The following is a 16,181-nucleotide window of genomic DNA, read 5'->3' as shown; positions in this document are numbered from 1 at the left end:
AGGATCCGATCCATGCGTATTACGGAAAGACTGACAAAACCGGCGATCGCCGCTCTGGCCTCCCTCTTGCTTCTCGCTCCCGCCGCACATGCGGAAGAAGTCTTGGTCGCAGTGGCGGCCAATTTCACCGATGCGATGCGTGACATCGCCAGGGAGTTCGAGAAGGAAACCGGCCACAAGGCCGTCGTAAGCTTTGCCTCCACCGGCAAGCTTTATGCCCAGATAGAGAACGGCGCGCCTTTCGAGGTGTTCCTGGCCGCAGACAGCCAACGGCCGGAGAAGGCAGAGGCGGAAGGCCTCGCGGTGCCGGGATCGCGATTTACCTATGCCAAGGGCAAGCTTGCTCTTTGGAGCCCAACTCAAGGCCTGTTTACCGGCGGAGAAGAGTTCCTGAAGACCGGCACCTTCAGCCATGTGGCGATCGCCAACCCGAAGACCGCCCCTTACGGCCTCGCGGCCCGGCAAGCGCTGATCCATATGAGCCTTTGGAACACCCTGTCCCCCTGGCTGGTGCACGGCGATACGATCGCCCAGACCTTCCAGTTCGTCGCCAGCGGCAATGCCGAGCTCGGCTTCGTCGCACTCTCCCAGCTCAAGGCGCTGCCGGACAAGACCGGCAGCAGCTGGGAAATTCCGGAAAGCTATTACGAGCCGATCACGCAGCAGGCCGTTCTCCTGAAGAAGGGCGAGACCAATCCGGCAGCCAGGGCCTTCATCGACTTCCTGAAGGGCGGCACCGCCCAGGATATCACCGTCAGCTACGGCTACGGGGTCGAGTGACCCTGGCCGGCGGCATGTCCAAGCGGAGAATTTGAGATGCCTTTTGACTGGAACCCTGTTTTTTTAAGCCTCAAGCTGGCAGGCGTAACGACATTCGTCCTCCTGATCGTGGGAACACCGATTGCCTGGCGGCTTGCCCGGCTGCGTCACTGGATCAAGCAGCCGCTGGTTTCGCTGATTGCTCTGCCGCTGGTGTTGCCTCCCACAGTCCTCGGCTTCTATCTGCTGTTGGCGCTCGGCCCGAAGGGCCCGGTCGGCCAGATCGTGCAGAGCCTCGGGCTCGGTACGATTCCCTTCACCTTTACCGGGCTGGTGATTGCGTCGGTGTTCTACTCGCTGCCGTTTGCCGTCCAACCTCTGCAAAATGCCTTCGAGAGCCTCGGTGACCGGCCACTGGAGGCCGCCTCCACCCTGCGGGCCTCCCCGCTCGACCGGTTTTTCACGGTCGTGGTTCCGTTGGCCCGTCCGGGATTTCTCACCGCAGCTGTTCTCGCCTTCGCCCATACGATTGGCGAGTTCGGCGTGGTGCTCATGATCGGCGGCAACATCCCCGGCCAGACCAAAGTGCTCTCGGTCGCGATCTACGATCACGTGGAAACTCTGGAATACGGCCAGGCACACCTGATGTCGGCCGGCATGCTGGTGTTCTCCTTTACCGTGCTCCTGACCCTTTACGCGGTCAACGGCCGCGCCGCCTGGGCGGAAAAGCCATGACCGGATCGATCGAAGCCCGCTTCCGGACCAGTTTTCAGGGAGGATTTTCCCTTGATGTCGATCTGGACTTGCCGGCAACCGGCGTCACCGCCCTGTTCGGCCATTCCGGATCGGGAAAGACCACGACCCTGCGCTGCATTGCTGGCCTCAACCGGGCGGAAGGGACATTACGGGTCGACGGCGAGACCTGGCAGGATGCAAGATACTTCCTGCCGGTCCACCGGCGTTCTCTTGCCTATGTCTTCCAGGAGGCAAGCCTGTTTCCGCATCTCTCGGTGCGCCAGAACCTAGACTACGGCGCCAGGCGTATTCCCGCAGGCGAGCGGCGGATCGAATTCGGCCAGGCAGTGGACTGGCTTGGGCTTTCGGCCCTGCTCGACCGCAGGCCCACCAATCTCTCCGGCGGCGAGCGCCAGCGGGTTGCCGTGGCGCGCGCCCTGCTGACCAGCCCGCGCCTCCTCCTGATGGATGAGCCCCTATCGGCACTCGATCACCAGAGCAAGAAGGAGATCCTGCCCTATCTGGAATACCTGCGCGACGCGCTGTCGATCCCCATCCTCTATGTCACTCACTCACCGGACGAAGTTGCCCGCCTTGCCGACCATTTGGTGGTTCTGGAGGCAGGCCGGGTGCTGGCGGACGGGCCACTCACTGAAACGCTCGCCCGCCTCGACCTGCCGATCCGGCAGGACGAGGACGCCGGGGTCGCACTCGAAGCCCGCGTGGTGGAACGGGACGCGCGCTGGCACTTGATGCGTGTCGCCTTTCCTGGCGGCAGTCTCTGGATCCGGGATCACGGCGAAGAGATCGGCCGTAACGTGCGCATGCGGGTTCTGGCACGGGATGTAAGTCTTGCCCTGGAGCGCCACGAGGAAAGCAGCATTCTCAATATCCTGCCGGCGACTGTGACCGGGTCCGTGCCGACGGATCACCCGGCAGTCGTTCTGACGCAGATCCGGTTGGGCGCACCCGGCTCCAACCTTGCGCCGCCCGCCAATCAAAACGAAAACCCTGCCTGGATTCTCAACGGTACGACGCCGCTGATTTCCCGTCTCACCGCACGATCTTCCGAAGCGCTTGCACTCGCCCCCGGGAAACAGGTCTGGGCCCATATCAAGACCGCGGCCGTTCTAGACTGAGGACGGCGTGATCCCGCCGTATGCCCCTCCCTTGGCAAGGAGTTTGCTTCCCCGATCCTGTGTGCCGGACAGACGGGAAAGCAGACATTGAAGGAGACGGGCGATGACGGACGTGGAAGGCTATTTTATCGACTGGGACGGCAATCTCCGCCCCGCAGGCGAGCCCGGAGGCGGTTATCTCTGCGACATCGACCGTATTGCCCGCTATGTCGCGGTTACGACAAAAACCGGTGCGCTCGTCCACGAGGCAACACTCTACCGGACCCTTGAGGACGTGGCCAAGGCCGGGATCACAGCGCCGCTCGTCGACAGTTCCCATCCCTGGGGCAGCAAACAGGACGGTTTTTAATAAGGACTTCAGGACGGGAAGGACTTCGACCATGCTACCGACGACAATACTGATCGACGAAACGCCGCGATGCATCGTGCGGCTGACCGACCGAAAAGCGCTCGGCCGATTCCTGCGCAACGGCAAACCCTATCTTCTGGCAGGCTACGCAGACGGTGTCATTTCCCATCGGGATGCCACGGAACGGGAACTGGCCCGCTGGAACGACGCTTTCGCCCTGCACCGCGCCGGTGGCTGCGACGAGGACGAGTTTTTCGGCATTCCGCTCTAACAGGCGGCCGATAGAGACAGCTTCAAATGGGCTAGGCCCGCATGTAAAAGATGCGCACAGGCCTTCTGCGGCGCTCAATCATCGCAACAGCGTCAATGATGCCCCCCACGCGTGTCATGCGGGTTGCCTGCCTGGTTGCGCATCCAGTCGGCGAGCTTGGCCATGTTTTCGTAGAGCCCCTCGCGGGCCTCCCTGTCGCTGACGGTTTCTTCCAATGCGCCACGCATGCAGGTCAGCCAGGCGTCCCGTTCCTCCTCGCCGATCGCGACATGCATGTGCCTCTGGCGCAGACGGGGATGGCCTTTTTCCGGTGAGTAGAGTTTCGGCCCGCCGGTCCACTCGCTCAGATACCGCTTCAGGATGTCCCTGGTGGGGCCGAGATCGGCGGCATGCATGGCGCGGATGCCTTTTGCCTCCACCATGGTGTCCATGCGCTCGTAGAACAGGTCCACCAGGCGGTCGATCGCGGGCGTGCCGCCGATCCGCTCAAAAATGGTGTCTTTTTGCCCGGCGTCTTCCATGTCCGCTCCGCATTTGTCTTCTTTATCCCGCGCCGCTTCAGCCAAGCGGCCGCCCGGTTTCATCAAAATTCAGCAGGACAGGATCTTCGTCTAGCATGACAATCTCTGCCCGTTGCAGGGTACCGTTAGCGTGATACGCATAGCCATGCGACAGTTCCACCTCGCCGTAGACTATCTTGCCGAACACAATCAATGTGTCCGGGCCTTTAAAAGTCGCCCGGATGAAGGTGTTGCGGTTGGACACGCTTCTGCATCGATCGGGCCGACCGGCCAAAAAGGCAGTTTCACCCCGTTATAGGTGACAAAATGCCAGTGGGAGCCGGACACGCTCTTTCCTCGTCAGTCGGGATGAATCATGATTTCCATGGTCTCGTCATAATCTGCGTAGTCCGAAAACGGGTCCGGATAGGGACTGTCTTCCACCAGCTTGACCCCATAGGCGCAGACCTCGCCTTCGCTCAGCATAAGCGGCACCGGCTCAAGGCGTGCGCCCGAACAAGGCCCGGTGACGCATTGGCCGGACAGGATATCGAACCTCGCGCCATGTCGGCCGCATTCCAGGAAATTGTGATCGCCGCTGAAAAACTCGTTGTCACCTATGTTGAGCCAGAGCCGGTTATGGGGACAGATGTTGGCGTAGCCGACATAGACATCGTCGTCGGTTCGAATGATCAAGATCGGAAACGGCCTGCTTTCGCCCTCGTCGTTCTGGCGTGACAGGCTGAAAGAGGCGGCTCCCCCGCGCGGAATGCCGCCGGCATCGCAAATGACAAACAGATCGATATCGTCCTGCATCTCCAGACCCTTTCCTTGTCCCGGCGGGCATGTCGCAATTCCGACATTTCCGCCTGAATATCCCGGCTAAACCGGGACTGGGGACGAACTTGCATAAAGCGTGCCGATGCAGGCCTCTCCCGGCAAAAGGGCGGACCTGCGATGGTGTGCAGCTCCGCCCAAAGCTCTCGCCGCAGGGTCTGATCCGGTGATCGGGTTCCTATGAGGCCATGGAGGTCTTCTGCAGCATCTCCACCTCGCCCGATGCGACCGTGAAGACGCCCCTGCCTCCAGCCAGCACCCTGTATTGGGCCGGGACGTTGAGGCTCAGCCAGTTAAACCATTGCTGCGGCGACAGGCTTTCAGGCCGCTCGCCGATCTCAACAACCGAGCCGTTCGGTGCAAACCGCACATGAATAACCGTGTTATCCATACTCATGTTCCGTCTCCTTCCATCCTGAGGGTTCGGTACGGTCCCGGCTTCTTAGAAGCCGGAATCAAAGCCGAGCATTTCGATCTTGATGTCCTCGGTGCCAAGCACCGTGGCCTGGCACGCAAGACGCGACTTCGAACCGACGCCGACCAGCATGTCGAGCCGCTCGTTTTCCTCACGCGCAATCTTGGACACGCCCTTGCGGCCTTCCTGAATGAAGATGTGGCACGAACCGCAGGTGGCGTTGCCGTCGCACTTGTGGGTGAACTTGTCGTCGACCGACAGGATCGCCTCGAGGAGCGTGGTTCCTGCCGCCGCTTCAATGGTGGTGCCGGACGGCATCAAGGTAATCAGTGACATCGAATACTCCCGTATTTTCCAGGGTTGAGAAGCTTGTTGCCGGCGGCCTCAGTAGATCGCCGATCCGGCTCCGACGTTGATCGAGGCGTCCTTCATGGTCTCGACCAGGAAGGCGATCTGGTCTTCGGCAAGATGGGTGTGGAAGGGCAGCGCAATGGCCCTGTCAGCCACCTTCTCGGTGACGAAATAATCGCCCCTGCGATAGCCGAGATCGTAATAGTGGCGCTGCAGGTGCAGCGGCGCGCTGTAAGCGGCTGCCTCGACCTGTTCCACGCGCAGATCCTCGATGATGGCATCCCGGCTGGATCTGGAGAACCGCGTGCCGAGATGCACCACATAAAGGAACCAGTGAATTTCGGTGACATCCGGCCCGACATAGGGCGGCTTGATGCCTTCGAAAGTCTCGACATTGGAGAGGTAGAAGGCCTCGATCAGCTTGCGCTTGGCGAGGATCTCGTCGATCCGCTTCAACTGCGACAAGCCGAGCGCCGCCGTCACGCCGCTCATGGGTGCCTGATAGGGGGCCGTAGCCGTGATGACGACCGACGAGCGGTCCTCCGGACGGCGCGACCGGCGGCGACGCAGTGCCACGGCAATGTCGATATCATCCGTCACCACCATGCCGCCCTCGCCGCAGGTGATCGCCATGGGTTGCGAGAAATCGAAGACGGAGCAATCCCCGAATGTTCCGACGGGGGCACCCTTGTAGGTGGACCCGATGGCTTCGGTGGAATCCTCGATCAGCGCAATGCCGTGCCTGTCTGCCAGGTCTCGCAACTCACTCCACTGCGCCGGGTGGCCATTGGTATTGCCGGCAATGATCGCCTTGGTCTTGTCCGTGATACGGGCCTCGACCTTCGCCGGCGCAAGCGTTCCTGACCAATAGTCGACATCTGCAAAGACCGGACGGGCTCCGCAGACGCTGATGGCATGCGCCGTTTCCCGGAAGGAAAAGGGCGAGGCAATCACCTCGTCGTCCGGCTGGAGACCGAGAGCCTGCAGGGCAAGCACCATACCCATCGTGCCGCTTGGCACGGCCACCGCGTATTTGCGGCCGAGATATTCGGCAAAGGCCTCCTCGAAATCGTCCACCGCCTTGCCGTTGGAGATCCACGCCGATCGCAGGACCGCATCCACGGCAGCAAGGTCATCGACGGTCATGTCCGGATCGGAAAGCGGGATGATGCCGGTTTCCTCACCGACCTCGTCGAACTCTGTTTCGCCAATCAGCGCTTCGCTCATGCCGTCGCACTCCGCTTTGCCAGAACAAGGCCTGTCGCGCGTTCCGGATCCGCGATGATCTGGACGCAGTGGTCGCTCGTGTCGATGAGGTGGAGGTCGAACCCGCCGAAGGTTCCGAACGGCTCCTCGCACACATCGGCGGCATCGCAGCGTGTCCAGGACAGATGCGGGAACTTGCTCCGAAGGGTGGTAAATACGGTGCCGTCCACGCCCGGTGCGGTCAGTTCCTTCCCGATCTCTTCCAGTTCACTGGTGCTTAACGCCATGGTTCCATTCCCTGTGTTGGGTTCAGGTGTCCGTGTCCGCGCCCTGTCATTGCCAGAACGCCCGGTCCGGATCGGTGTTCAGGCCGTCCAGCAGCTCGGTCAGCCGCGAATAGGTGCTGTGCAGTTCCCAGCTCTGACGGTCATGGTCCTTGGCAAACAGCCTCCATTCACCGTGCAGGCCGTCGAACAGCATCAGAGCCACGTCGACGATGCCGCCCTCCGGATCGACATTGCGCGAGCAACACGGCGCCTGGATGCGGTAACCGCCATCGATGCCGATGATCGCCGGCGTCACATAGCGGTAGCGGACCCGGTCCTGGAGTGCGCGCTCGATGCGCCTCAGGTCGAATTCGTTCGGATGCGCGGCCGGCATATGCGGAGGAGATTTCAGGGCGGATGCTTGCATGATCTTTCACTCGCTCTAAAGCAAAGAAATCTCGTCCTCGAGACATCCGATCACGCGTTCCCCGTTGAACTCGACCATGTAGACCGGGGTGTTCGTCTCCGTGTGCATGCCGACCTGGACGATCTCGCCCATGTCGCCGATGGCAACCAGCAGGCCGTCTTCCGGTGCCCCCGGATAGGAGCCGTCATTGTGCAGGTCGACCGTTGCCAGCACCCGCTGACCCCAGTCATATTTCGGCATTCTGGGTTCGATCGGCAGATTGCCGGCCGGAGGGGTCTGACCGTTGTTCATGCTTGTCTCCCTGGCAAAGGCAGATCGGTCTCGTCGTCCCCGGGCGCATGAACCGCTTCCAGCTCCTTGCGCTTCATTCCGACGCGATTGCCGCTATCCATGAATTCGATGCCGTAGATGTAGAATTGCTGCAGGAAGGTGCCGATGTGCACCACGTAGCCTTCCTCGCCCTTTTTCGCGAGAATCTCGCCGATTTCTTTACCGGCATAGGTCCCGTCATTGCGTATGGTCCGCTTGGCGCGGACTTTCTCGCCAAAATTGAAAAACGGCGGTCCGGACAGTTCGACGACATCGCTGTCGCGTACGATATTGCTCATACCGGCCACTCCTGGATTTGCCTGGTTTCAGAAAGACGTGCCCGCGCGGCCTCCCTGACGAGTTCGTCCGGGTCTCCGGCAAGATCTTCGATCCGGTCTTCAGGGGCGCGGCAGGCGACCTCGTAGCGAATGCGCCAGTCCTCGTCATCGCGGAACCGGATCAGGAGATCCGGCGGCAGGCGCCGTGCAACCTCGTGGCGGACCGCCGCCTCTGGATCGTCCATCATGCAAGGGAGCAGATTGGGGGAGATGCGCCGCGCGACGACGCGGCGGACCTCCGCCTCCGCATCCCGCATCATCCGGGACAGCAAGGCCGGAGCGATGCGCCGGGCAACGACAAGGCGGACATAATAGTCGGGATCCTTCATCATCGGCACCAGCTCGGGATCGTCGAGCAGATTGGCGATGCGGATGCGGACCTCCCGGTGCGGGTCGGTTCTCAGATCCAGGATCAGGCGCTTTGGCAAACGCCGCGCGGCGTTCCAGCGCACGGTTTCCTCCCTGTCCCGCAGGAGCGGCGGCAGCCGGAACACATCCGCATGCTTGGCGGCAATCGCTCGGACCTCGAAATGCGGGTGAGCCAGATAGCCGTTTGCAAGGGACGGGTTCCAGTCGAAGAACCGGTCGATCCGCCGGGCATAGCGGTCGTGAACGCAGGCACGCCTGATCCGGCACTTGCCCGCGGCCAGCAAGGCTTCGTGGTCGCACGGGCTGCAGTCGACCGGGTTTCCCTGCCAGTCAACGGCGTCATCGATGTCGTCAATCGTCATCGCCGCGCCCTGCCCTTGTCACGACGTCGAGCAGCACCCTGGCGCCGATCTTGTCGCTCGGATCGAGTTCCAGAAGCTTCAGGACCGCCGCCTTGCCTTCCTCGGTCTCGCCGAGGCGCATATTCAGATAGGCGTACCCCTTGAGCGTGAAGAGAAAAAAGCGCGGCAGGATCTCCTCGTAGCGGCCGAAGGCCGCGTCACCGGGTTTTACCTGCCGCCAGTCTTCGGGGAGACTGTTTTCGCGCGAGGCCTTTTGCAGACAGGCCTTTGCGATATCCAGGGCATCGACGAGACGCCCCTTGTAGAAATAGTAGCGGTAGAGGCCGATCAGCACCGCGGCATGATCCGGCGCGAGAAGAAGCGCCTGCGACAGGTGCGCCTCGGCCACATCATCCAGATGATAGGACAGACCGGCCTGGGCGAGGTGATGCTCGGCCTCCCGCGGCAAGCCGCCACCGAGGAGACTGTCGGCAATCATGGCCGCGTCCACGGGGGAAATACGGCCTTTCCCGCTTGCCACCGGTCCGGTCATCATCCTCTCCTTCCCTGCGCTCAACCCGCGTGGGAGGCGCAAGTACCGTTTGCCTTTGGATCGTGGAAGACGAGACCCGTCTGTGACGCAGTATCGGCGAAATCGATCGTCACCCCGTCCAGGAGGATCCGGCTTTCCGCCGGCAGAAACAGGCGGATACCGTTGCGCTCGACGACCGCGTCGCCGGGCTCCGGCGCATCGACGATGTTGATCTCCGATGACAGTCCCGAACATCCGCCAGGGCTGACGGCGAGGCGGAAACCGCTCTGTGGCCGCCCGTCTGCCATCAGCATCATCCGGATAAAACGTTCCGCACTCCGTGATATTTCAAACGCCATTTCTTCCCCCTATTCCGCCGCGGCCTGATAGCGCGGGTAGTTCGGGTCGATGACACAGGTGTTATCGACCGGGCAGACCGCCTCGCATTGGGGCGAGCCGAAATGTCCGATGCACTCCGTGCACTTTGCCGGGTCGATGACGAAGGTTCCGTCCTTCTCCGAAATCGCCAGGTTCGGGCATTCCGCTTCGCAAGCGGTGCAGTTGGTGCATTGAGACGCGATGATTTTAAAAGCCATGGGTCACCACTCCTGAGCAGATGGTTGCCTGGGACCAGTTGCCTTAAATTCCGGCCGCCTCAGGCGACCGAAATCAGGGCTCCCTGACGGATGTCCGCATCGCCGCGTACAGTGTGCTCGATCTCGCCGCTCCGGACCTTCTCCAGGTAGTCCTTGAACCAGGCGATCGCCGATTTCTCGATATACTCATGGGCATAACGGTCGACCGGATCGATCCCGGCTTCCTGAAGATCGCTCTTCGGACAACCACCGATCTTTGCGACGAACACCGCGTGGCAGTCGTTGATCGCGCGGATCACAGTCTGGAGGCTGTCTTCATCGCCAAAGCCGCCCTGGCAGTAGAGATCGACGCGTCGGTGACCGACGAACTTGGCGCCATCGGTCGACAACTCGTAGACCTGGAATTCCTTGGCGTGGCCGAAATGTTCGTTGATCAGACCCGACCCCTTCGTCGCAACGGCCACCAGCAGCTTGATATCGCTGGCAGAACCAGCAAGCTCCTTGAGCTCTTCCTGCTTGGCCGCAACCTTGGCCTGGCGTTCCAGTTCCACCTGCGCCTGATAGGCCTTGCGGGTATCCAGGTCGTAGTCGACCTCCATCTCCATGATCTTGTCGGTGGTGAATTCCGCGCTGCGGTCCTCACCGAGCAGGCCGACCGCGTCGGCGCGGCACTGGCGGCAGTGGCGCATCATGTTCATTTCACCTTCGCAGGAATCCTGCAGGGCCTTCAGTTCCTGGGCCGACGGGCCGCGCTGGCCGTTCAGGCCGAAGACGGTGCCGTGTTCGGGCGCGGAAATCAGCGGCATGATGTTATGCAGGAAGGCGCCGCGCGACTTCACCGCCCGGTTGACCTCGACCAGGTGCTGGTCGTTGATGCCGGGGATCATGACCGAGTTGATCTTGCAGAGGATGCCGCGCTCGGTGAGCATTTCCAGACCCTGGAGTTGGCGGTCGGTGAGGATCCTGGCAGCTTCCACGCCGGTGTAGCGCTTGTGCTTGTAGAACACCCAAGGGTAGATCTGCGCGCCGATTTCCGGATCCACCATGTTGATGGTGATGGTCACGTGGTCGACATTGTATCTAGCAATCGTGTCCACATGGTCAGGCAGCGTCAGACCATTGGTCGACAGGCACAGCTTGATGTCCGGCGCCATCTTGGAGATCAGCTCGAAGGTCTTGAAGGTCTTTTCCGGATTGGCGAGCGGATCGCCAGGACCGGCAATGCCGAGCACCGTCATCTGCGGGATCGTGGAGGCAACCGCCACAACCTTTTTCGCGGCCTGTTCCGGCGTCAGCCGCTCGCTGACCACGCCCGGACGGGACTCGTTGGCACAGTCATACTTGCGATTGCAGTAATTGCACTGGATGTTGCAGGCAGGCGCCACGGCCACATGCATGCGGGCATAGTGGTGATGCGCTTCCTCGCTGTAGCAGGGATGGTTCTTGACCTTCTCCCAGATCTCGGTCGGCATATCGCCTTGCCCGGCCGAGGACCCGCAGCTCGGCTTGCTGTTGCCGCCTTCCGTGCCGCAGCCCTTGTGCTCGGCCACCTGCTGCATAACCGCGTCCATGTCGACGAGGCGCTCAACATACGTATCTTCGTGCTGTACCGGTGTATCCATCGCCCGTTCCTCGCTGTTCGCCGGAGCTGTAACCGTTCTAAAGTAGCAACAGCAACTCGCGTGCCAGACTGGAGGAAATGGAAATTATTCATAAGAATCAGCTTGTTACTTAACGCACCAGGGAATGTTCCGTTGCCGACATCTGTCGCCTTGCCAACACAGAATGTTGTCTTTCGCTAATCGCCGGCGCTTCCGGACAACAGACCTGCAGACAGCAAAACGGCGCGGACCAGGCCGCGCCGTCTTATTTTCGTCAAAACCCGGCAAATGGTTCCGCTATGCTGCTTCCAGCATCATGCCGGCGGCCTCCTCAACGGTAGCGGAAATCGGGATGATTTCCTGCGCCGCCAAAAACCGGGCTTCGTTCCGTGTCAACGTATCTGCAGGGTCGACGATAACGTAATGCGGACCTGCGGATCGCTTCATGATCTGCCTTGCATAGGTGCGCAGCAACTGGTCATGGAACCTGCAGCCAAAGAACAGAAACCCGTGTTCGGTGCGCCGGTCGCGGACCATTTCGGGGATCGGCGTCTGAATGTCGATTTCGGTCAGAACCTCGACATAGTCCGCATCGGAAATCAGGAAGTTGCGCGCCGGAACAATCCCGCCATGCGGCTTGTAGAGGATGGTCTTCCAGCAAGTAGCCGCCGCAACATCCGTTTTCTCGCCAGACCGGTCATAGAACCGGTACCACTGGTCCTCACCGATGCCGGCGCGGGTGATCCCCTGGATCTCGCCCCAGCCGTCGCGGGTTTCCAGCGCCGAACGCATAGCGCCGTCGTACCAGCTGTCGACGATGAGCGGCAGGTCGAGGGCAGCCAGCATGTGATGCAGGTCGGTGGGTTTGGCCGGCGTGGCGAAGGCTTCCGCCATCAAGGCCGTCACCGTTGCCCGGTGCCGGGTGCTTTCGATATACTGCGCCGCAGCCCAGGCATTGCCTCGCGCCCGTGACGGCAGCGCAACCTTACTCTGGAAGAATGCCGCGAGTGCTTCCGGCGTTGCCGGAATATCGGGATTTGCCGCTGTGAGCAATTGCGGCCCCAGATAAGGCACGACCCGGCCATCACGCAGACCGCCGGCCAATCCGGGTAAGACGTCTTGCGCCTTTGCAAAGCTCAATTCGGAAACGTCGGCTAGAAGAGCGCCCATTGTCAGACCTCTTCAGTCTCGGCGCGTTTCCGCGCATCCACCGTGACCGGCAGCCGCGTGTCAGCATCCTTTTCAGGCAGGTCGAGCACCCAGCCGTTGGCGATCCTGATCCAGCCGCCCCACATGGTTTCGTGTTCCATCTCCACGACCGGCTCTTCGAGATCCTTTTTGGGGACGTAAATCGACAGGCCGATCTCGGGCGAACGGCGGATCATGATCTTCATTGAATGCGGTCCTTCACTTAGGAGTTTTCGCTGGTGCCTCAGGGGGCGGTCATCAACCGGCTGACCTGCTGGCGCGAAACGGCCAACAGGCGGCCGTAGGCCAATTCGCGAACTTCGCTGTCCGGATCGTCGAGAAACGGGGCCAGGTCACCTTCCGATAGCCGGTGCGCAAACGACAGCCGGACAGCAGGGTCCGGATGGAAGACCACCCGGAACTCGTCATCGGCGCGATCTTCCAGATGAGCCTGGATGGAGGCGAGAACGTCGCAGAAACACCATCTCCGGCGCGTTGACTGCTGCTGCTGGATGTAACAATCCACCCCGCAGGATTGTGGATCACGCATGGGTGAAAGATCCGCCGCGACCTTCAAGGCCCCGTGTTCCGTGCCGCGCCTCCCGACGACATGGCTGAAATCATTCATGACCGCCCCTCAACGTCTGGAAGTTGACTTTCCCCGCGTCTCAGGCGGGAACGCAGGTGTTCGGAACCGGGCAGACCTCATCGCATTTCGGGCTGTCGTAACTGCCTTCGCATTCGGTGCACAGGTTCGGGTTGATCACATAGGTGTCGCCCTTCATGGAAATTGCCGCATTGGGGCATTCGAATTCGCACATGCTGCAAACCGTGCACTGCGAGACAATGATTTTGTAGGCCATAACTGCGCTCCTCTGTTCGGGTCATGGCCGTTCCGGTCCGGAGAAAACCGGCGGAAGTTCGGCTGACCTTTGCTTTCAAGGTCATTTGAGCAAGCATCGTGCCACGCTCGCAAAGCCGGCTTCAAAGAACGTAGAATGAAAGACTCAACGCTCCAGTTTCGAACTATTCTTATTTTGATTACAGGCCGTTAGCCCGTCCGATCGGGAAATGAAACTTCAATGGCCGGTTGGAATGACGACCGGCAAAATGCATCGTCTCCTGCGCCTGAATTTCACTGTGTAGGACTTGCAACATTTTCTGTCGGAAAGCTGAGAGAGACCCGCCGTTTCCTCACGCCGCCATTCCAGATTTGTCCCGGAGTCCTGCGTGTTTTGTTTGGTCCAATGCGGGTTACGGGAAGAAGGCCAATACAATCCGGATCCCTTTTTGGGAGATCGCGGCATGGATGCCATGGTCAGACGATGGCAGAACGGAGGAAATGAAGAAGACCCTAGAACTTCTTGATCAGGATTTTGTGCTTGCGCAGGGCATAGCCAATCTGACGAGGGGTCAGATTGAGGAGCCGTGCGGCCTTGGCCTGGACCCAGCCGGCCCGCTCCATGGCATCGACCAGGCGCTCGCGCTCCGATTGCCCGTCGCCGTTCAGGAGGGAGCAGGTGTCCGTCTCCGGACAGGTTGCAGGGGACCCGCTGCACGATCCGTTGTTCACGCTGGACGGCATCTCCCGGTCAGGTTTCCCCGCCGGTCCGGTCATGCTGGAAGCCGAGGGCCGGGAAATGATGGTGAACGGCTTTGCCGCCTCGACGGCCCCCTTCCATAGCGTGGAGGACAGGCAATCGTCGTTCCGGCAGGCGAAGTCATCCGCAATGATGGTTTTGTCCTGGGAAAGCGTCGCTGTCCGGCGCACGCAGTTTTCCAGTTCGCGCACATTGCCGGGAAAGAAGCATCCCTCCAGAACGTCACGCGCCGAACCGGAAAAGGCCAGATGGGTCCCGTGCTCGTCGTTGAAGCGCTTGAGAAACTCTTGCGCCAGGGGAAACACGTCTTCCCGACGGTCCCGCAGGGCGGGGAGCAAAATGGTTATGACGTTGATCCGGTAGTAAAGATCGGCGCGAAACTCCCCCTTGGCGACCGCCTCTTCGAGGTTCCGGTTGGTTGCCGCGACAAGGCGGACATCGACCTTGATGGTCTTCATGCCGCCGACGCGTTCGAATTCGCCTTCCTGCAGCACCCGCAGGAGCTTGGCCTGGAAAGAGGGCGATATCTCCCCGATTTCGTCGAGAAACAGGGTCCCGCCATTGGCGAGTTCGAAGCGTCCCTTGCGTTGGCTGGTCGCACCGGTGAATGCGCCCTTCTCGTGACCGAACAATTCTGATTCCAGGACCGATTCCGGCAGAGCGGCGCAATTGAGCTTTATAAAGGGGCCTTTCTTGCGCTCGGATAGGTCATGGGTCGCGCGGGCAAAAAGTTCCTTGCCCGTTCCAGATTCCCCGCGCAGAAGGACCGTGGAATTGCTGCGCGCGACCACCTGGATCTTCTCCAGAACCGAATGGATGGCATCGCTGTCGCCGACAATCCCGCGCATGCGCAATCCCGTGGCGCGTGCAGGCTTGATCCTTTCGGACAACTCCTTTTCCAAGCGGCGCTGTTCGCCCATCAGCCGCTGGCGGTCGCGATTGATGATGTCGTGCAAACGCACCGTCTGGCCGACAAGATTGGCGATCATTGCCAGGAAACGGACATCCTCGTCGAACTTGAACGACGTGTGACCGTCTGAAATCCGGTCGATCGTCAGCGTTCCGACAACCTTTTCACGTTCCTTGATCGGCACGCCGATAAAGGAAATCCGCGGCGCGCCGCGCCAATGCTCGGCAGCGATCCAATCCTCGAACAGCGGATCATTGGCGACATTTTCCACCACCAGAGGCATCTTTGTCGCGACGATCTGGCCGATGGCGAGTTGCGGCAACAGTTCGAAATGGCTCTTGGCGTTGCTTTCGCTCCATCCGGAGCCGACCACCACATTGGGCTCGCCACTTTCATCCAGCAGGGCGATCAGCCCGTGAGACATGTCAAGAAAACTGGAAAGCAGCGTGAGGACGTTCGACAGCGTCGTTTCGAGGCGTGCGGGGATCGCCAGAACCTTGGAGATCTCGTACATCCCGTGCAACGCGACTTCAGCGCGCGTTGTAAACAGGCCTGCCATTGTGACAGGCTTTTGAGGCTCCGTAATCAAATCAGCAGGCATGGCACCAACTCTCTTGACTGGAGGGCGCCTCCCCGGAAAATGCGGGTGCCTGTAAAGCCTGGCAGCTTCATCCCGCTTTTTGTAAATCTTCGCAGGTGCAACATAAAACGACAAGCACTTTTTACGAGAACCTGATCCGGATATGTCAAGCTATTGCCACCCTGTTGCTTCCTGCAAACGACAAGAGAAGTCGGCGGAAAATTCGGCCCAAAGCCAAATGTGCCGGAGCATTGCTCCGGCAGCCGGTTATCCGAATTTGTAGAGAACGCCGAAACCGCCGCGCGGATAGTTCCATTCGATCTCGCCGGTCTTGGCGGTCACGATACGGCAGGTGCCGCATTCCATGCAGCCGTCGGCGGTAATTTCCACCTGGCCCCGTTCGTTCTGCTCGTAACAGCCCGCCGGGCAAGTATGCGTCAGCGACAGCAAGGCCTTCGATGGCTTGTCGTGGGGCAGAACCTTGATGTGAGGCCGACCGGCGTCGACAAGATAGCGGTTCTGGTAGAGCTTTTCCTCGACCTTCATTGCACTTTCCTGCAT

The 16,181-nt window shown here is 60.6% G+C and carries 26 protein-coding genes; 5 read left to right on the top strand and 21 right to left on the bottom strand.

Annotated features, from left to right (window positions below):
* Window positions 1-12 precede the first annotated feature (12 nt).
* The 5 genes from modA (at window position 13) to IG616_RS17625 (ending at window position 3,253) form a co-directional block, all read left to right on the top strand.
* Window positions 13-780: a molybdate ABC transporter substrate-binding protein gene (gene modA, locus IG616_RS17645; protein ID WP_192149495.1), complete on the top strand. Its 768-nt coding sequence runs from the start codon at window positions 13-15 to the stop codon at window positions 778-780.
* A 36-nt stretch (window positions 781-816) separates the two neighbouring features.
* Complete coding sequence (modB, locus tag IG616_RS17640) at window positions 817-1,494, top strand: molybdate ABC transporter permease subunit (protein WP_192149494.1); 678 nt, start codon at window positions 817-819, stop codon at window positions 1,492-1,494.
* Window positions 1,491-2,633, top strand: coding sequence for a molybdenum ABC transporter ATP-binding protein (gene modC / locus IG616_RS17635; RefSeq protein ID WP_192149493.1), 1,143 nt, complete (start codon window positions 1,491-1,493; stop codon window positions 2,631-2,633). The genes modB and modC overlap by 4 nt, the downstream gene beginning before the upstream one ends.
* A gap of 103 nt (window positions 2,634-2,736) precedes the next feature.
* Window positions 2,737-2,982, top strand: a complete 246-nt coding sequence (locus IG616_RS17630; RefSeq protein WP_192149492.1) for a hypothetical protein — start codon at window positions 2,737-2,739, stop codon at window positions 2,980-2,982.
* A gap of 31 nt (window positions 2,983-3,013) precedes the next feature.
* Window positions 3,014-3,253 carry a hypothetical protein gene (locus IG616_RS17625; RefSeq protein WP_192149491.1) on the top strand — a complete coding sequence of 80 codons (240 nt, stop codon included), beginning with the start codon at window positions 3,014-3,016 and terminating at the stop codon, window positions 3,251-3,253.
* A 92-nt stretch (window positions 3,254-3,345) separates the two neighbouring features.
* On the opposite strand, the gene IG616_RS17620 is transcribed toward IG616_RS17625, so the two are convergent.
* The 21 genes from IG616_RS17620 to IG616_RS17520 form a co-directional block, all read right to left on the bottom strand.
* Window positions 3,346-3,774: a group II truncated hemoglobin gene (locus tag IG616_RS17620; RefSeq protein ID WP_192149490.1), complete on the bottom strand. Its 429-nt coding sequence runs from the start codon at window positions 3,772-3,774 to the stop codon at window positions 3,346-3,348.
* A gap of 37 nt (window positions 3,775-3,811) precedes the next feature.
* Window positions 3,812-4,018 (bottom strand): DUF6156 family protein, encoded by a 207-nt coding sequence (locus IG616_RS17615; RefSeq protein WP_343072389.1) that lies wholly within the window; start codon window positions 4,016-4,018, stop codon window positions 3,812-3,814.
* A 95-nt stretch (window positions 4,019-4,113) separates the two neighbouring features.
* Entirely contained in the window at window positions 4,114-4,569 is a 456-nt protein-coding gene (locus tag IG616_RS17610) for a Rieske (2Fe-2S) protein (RefSeq protein WP_192149489.1), read from the bottom strand.
* 199 nt (window positions 4,570-4,768) lie between these two features.
* Complete coding sequence (locus IG616_RS17605) at window positions 4,769-4,987, bottom strand: hypothetical protein (RefSeq protein ID WP_425504198.1); 219 nt, start codon at window positions 4,985-4,987, stop codon at window positions 4,769-4,771.
* Window positions 4,988-5,032: 45 nt separating this feature from the next.
* The gene (locus IG616_RS17600) at window positions 5,033-5,341 is read right to left on the bottom strand and encodes a 2Fe-2S iron-sulfur cluster-binding protein (protein WP_192149488.1); all 309 of its coding nucleotides are present in this window, start codon (window positions 5,339-5,341) and stop codon (window positions 5,033-5,035) included.
* A 48-nt stretch (window positions 5,342-5,389) separates the two neighbouring features.
* Entirely contained in the window at window positions 5,390-6,583 is a 1,194-nt protein-coding gene (locus IG616_RS17595) for a DegT/DnrJ/EryC1/StrS family aminotransferase (RefSeq protein WP_192149487.1), read from the bottom strand.
* Window positions 6,580-6,849 (bottom strand): hypothetical protein, encoded by a 270-nt coding sequence (locus IG616_RS17590; RefSeq protein ID WP_192149486.1) that lies wholly within the window; start codon window positions 6,847-6,849, stop codon window positions 6,580-6,582. Before IG616_RS17590 ends, IG616_RS17595 begins: the two co-directional genes overlap by 4 nt.
* Window positions 6,850-6,895: 46 nt before the next feature.
* Complete coding sequence (locus IG616_RS17585; RefSeq protein WP_192149485.1) at window positions 6,896-7,255, bottom strand: DUF3024 domain-containing protein; 360 nt, start codon at window positions 7,253-7,255, stop codon at window positions 6,896-6,898.
* A gap of 15 nt (window positions 7,256-7,270) precedes the next feature.
* Entirely contained in the window at window positions 7,271-7,546 is a 276-nt protein-coding gene (locus tag IG616_RS17580; RefSeq protein ID WP_192149484.1) for a nitrogen fixation protein NifZ, read from the bottom strand.
* Complete coding sequence (locus IG616_RS17575; protein WP_192149483.1) at window positions 7,543-7,863, bottom strand: nitrogen fixation protein NifZ; 321 nt, start codon at window positions 7,861-7,863, stop codon at window positions 7,543-7,545. Before IG616_RS17575 ends, IG616_RS17580 begins: the two co-directional genes overlap by 4 nt.
* Window positions 7,860-8,633 carry a 4Fe4S-binding leucine-rich repeat protein gene (locus tag IG616_RS17570; RefSeq protein WP_192149482.1) on the bottom strand — a complete coding sequence of 258 codons (774 nt, stop codon included), beginning with the start codon at window positions 8,631-8,633 and terminating at the stop codon, window positions 7,860-7,862. Before IG616_RS17570 ends, IG616_RS17575 begins: the two co-directional genes overlap by 4 nt.
* The gene (locus tag IG616_RS17565; RefSeq protein WP_425504197.1) at window positions 8,623-9,165 is read right to left on the bottom strand and encodes a tetratricopeptide repeat protein; all 543 of its coding nucleotides are present in this window, start codon (window positions 9,163-9,165) and stop codon (window positions 8,623-8,625) included. The genes IG616_RS17570 and IG616_RS17565 overlap by 11 nt, the downstream gene beginning before the upstream one ends.
* Before the next feature lie 20 nt (window positions 9,166-9,185).
* Window positions 9,186-9,503: a HesB/IscA family protein gene (locus IG616_RS17560; protein ID WP_192149480.1), complete on the bottom strand. Its 318-nt coding sequence runs from the start codon at window positions 9,501-9,503 to the stop codon at window positions 9,186-9,188.
* Window positions 9,504-9,512: 9 nt separating this feature from the next.
* Complete coding sequence (locus IG616_RS17555) at window positions 9,513-9,740, bottom strand: 4Fe-4S binding protein (protein ID WP_192149479.1); 228 nt, start codon at window positions 9,738-9,740, stop codon at window positions 9,513-9,515.
* Window positions 9,741-9,799: 59 nt separating this feature from the next.
* A complete protein-coding gene (gene nifB / locus IG616_RS17550; RefSeq protein WP_192149478.1) occupies window positions 9,800-11,362 on the bottom strand; it encodes a nitrogenase cofactor biosynthesis protein NifB in 1,563 nt (520 codons plus the stop codon).
* A gap of 276 nt (window positions 11,363-11,638) precedes the next feature.
* Complete coding sequence (locus IG616_RS17545) at window positions 11,639-12,511, bottom strand: SIR2 family NAD-dependent protein deacylase (protein WP_192149477.1); 873 nt, start codon at window positions 12,509-12,511, stop codon at window positions 11,639-11,641.
* Window positions 12,512-12,513: 2 nt separating this feature from the next.
* Window positions 12,514-12,735, bottom strand: coding sequence for a putative nitrogen fixation protein NifT (gene nifT, locus IG616_RS17540; protein ID WP_192149476.1), 222 nt, complete (start codon window positions 12,733-12,735; stop codon window positions 12,514-12,516).
* Window positions 12,736-12,773: 38 nt separating this feature from the next.
* Window positions 12,774-13,157 carry a hypothetical protein gene (locus IG616_RS17535; protein WP_192149475.1) on the bottom strand — a complete coding sequence of 128 codons (384 nt, stop codon included), beginning with the start codon at window positions 13,155-13,157 and terminating at the stop codon, window positions 12,774-12,776.
* A gap of 40 nt (window positions 13,158-13,197) precedes the next feature.
* On the bottom strand, window positions 13,198-13,392 hold the full coding sequence (locus IG616_RS17530) for a 4Fe-4S dicluster domain-containing protein (RefSeq protein ID WP_192149474.1): 195 nt from the start codon (window positions 13,390-13,392) through the stop codon (window positions 13,198-13,200).
* Between the two features lie 491 nt (window positions 13,393-13,883).
* Window positions 13,884-15,599 carry a nif-specific transcriptional activator NifA gene (gene nifA, locus IG616_RS17525; protein WP_246476294.1) on the bottom strand — a complete coding sequence of 572 codons (1,716 nt, stop codon included), beginning with the start codon at window positions 15,597-15,599 and terminating at the stop codon, window positions 13,884-13,886.
* Between the two features lie 288 nt (window positions 15,600-15,887).
* Complete coding sequence (locus IG616_RS17520) at window positions 15,888-16,181, bottom strand: ferredoxin family protein (protein WP_425504196.1); 294 nt, start codon at window positions 16,179-16,181, stop codon at window positions 15,888-15,890.

Source organism: Roseibium litorale, assembly GCF_014842915.1.
Lineage (GTDB): Bacteria > Pseudomonadota > Alphaproteobacteria > Rhizobiales > Stappiaceae > Roseibium > Roseibium litorale.
This window is presented reverse-complemented; position numbering and strand designations above follow the sequence as displayed.

Excerpts from the sequence above, each read along its gene's own strand:
- modA (WP_192149495.1), top strand. The coding sequence starts at position 13 with ATGCGTATTACGGAAAGACTGACAAAACCGGCGATCGCCGCTCTGGCC.
- modB (WP_192149494.1), top strand. The coding sequence starts at position 817 with ATGCCTTTTGACTGGAACCCTGTTTTTTTAAGCCTCAAGCTGGCAGGC.
- modC (WP_192149493.1), top strand. The coding sequence starts at position 1,491 with ATGACCGGATCGATCGAAGCCCGCTTCCGGACCAGTTTTCAGGGAGGA.
- IG616_RS17630 (WP_192149492.1), top strand. The coding sequence starts at position 2,737 with ATGACGGACGTGGAAGGCTATTTTATCGACTGGGACGGCAATCTCCGC.
- IG616_RS17625 (WP_192149491.1), top strand. The coding sequence starts at position 3,014 with ATGCTACCGACGACAATACTGATCGACGAAACGCCGCGATGCATCGTG.
- IG616_RS17620 (WP_192149490.1), bottom strand. The coding sequence starts at position 3,774 with ATGGAAGACGCCGGGCAAAAAGACACCATTTTTGAGCGGATCGGCGGC.
- IG616_RS17610 (WP_192149489.1), bottom strand. The coding sequence starts at position 4,569 with ATGCAGGACGATATCGATCTGTTTGTCATTTGCGATGCCGGCGGCATT.
- IG616_RS17605 (WP_425504198.1), bottom strand. The coding sequence starts at position 4,987 with ATGAGTATGGATAACACGGTTATTCATGTGCGGTTTGCACCGAACGGC.
- IG616_RS17600 (WP_192149488.1), bottom strand. The coding sequence starts at position 5,341 with ATGTCACTGATTACCTTGATGCCGTCCGGCACCACCATTGAAGCGGCG.
- IG616_RS17595 (WP_192149487.1), bottom strand. The coding sequence starts at position 6,583 with ATGAGCGAAGCGCTGATTGGCGAAACAGAGTTCGACGAGGTCGGTGAG.
- IG616_RS17590 (WP_192149486.1), bottom strand. The coding sequence starts at position 6,849 with ATGGCGTTAAGCACCAGTGAACTGGAAGAGATCGGGAAGGAACTGACC.
- IG616_RS17585 (WP_192149485.1), bottom strand. The coding sequence starts at position 7,255 with ATGCAAGCATCCGCCCTGAAATCTCCTCCGCATATGCCGGCCGCGCAT.
- IG616_RS17580 (WP_192149484.1), bottom strand. The coding sequence starts at position 7,546 with ATGAACAACGGTCAGACCCCTCCGGCCGGCAATCTGCCGATCGAACCC.
- IG616_RS17575 (WP_192149483.1), bottom strand. The coding sequence starts at position 7,863 with ATGAGCAATATCGTACGCGACAGCGATGTCGTCGAACTGTCCGGACCG.
- IG616_RS17570 (WP_192149482.1), bottom strand. The coding sequence starts at position 8,633 with ATGACGATTGACGACATCGATGACGCCGTTGACTGGCAGGGAAACCCG.
- IG616_RS17565 (WP_425504197.1), bottom strand. The coding sequence starts at position 9,165 with ATGACCGGACCGGTGGCAAGCGGGAAAGGCCGTATTTCCCCCGTGGAC.
- IG616_RS17560 (WP_192149480.1), bottom strand. The coding sequence starts at position 9,503 with ATGGCGTTTGAAATATCACGGAGTGCGGAACGTTTTATCCGGATGATG.
- IG616_RS17555 (WP_192149479.1), bottom strand. The coding sequence starts at position 9,740 with ATGGCTTTTAAAATCATCGCGTCTCAATGCACCAACTGCACCGCTTGC.
- nifB (WP_192149478.1), bottom strand. The coding sequence starts at position 11,362 with ATGGATACACCGGTACAGCACGAAGATACGTATGTTGAGCGCCTCGTC.
- IG616_RS17545 (WP_192149477.1), bottom strand. The coding sequence starts at position 12,511 with ATGGGCGCTCTTCTAGCCGACGTTTCCGAATTGAGCTTTGCAAAGGCG.
- nifT (WP_192149476.1), bottom strand. The coding sequence starts at position 12,735 with ATGAAGATCATGATCCGCCGTTCGCCCGAGATCGGCCTGTCGATTTAC.
- IG616_RS17535 (WP_192149475.1), bottom strand. The coding sequence starts at position 13,157 with ATGAATGATTTCAGCCATGTCGTCGGGAGGCGCGGCACGGAACACGGG.
- IG616_RS17530 (WP_192149474.1), bottom strand. The coding sequence starts at position 13,392 with ATGGCCTACAAAATCATTGTCTCGCAGTGCACGGTTTGCAGCATGTGC.
- nifA (WP_246476294.1), bottom strand. The coding sequence starts at position 15,599 with ATGGCAGGCCTGTTTACAACGCGCGCTGAAGTCGCGTTGCACGGGATG.
- IG616_RS17520 (WP_425504196.1), bottom strand. The coding sequence starts at position 16,181 with ATGCAGGAAAGTGCAATGAAGGTCGAGGAAAAGCTCTACCAGAACCGC.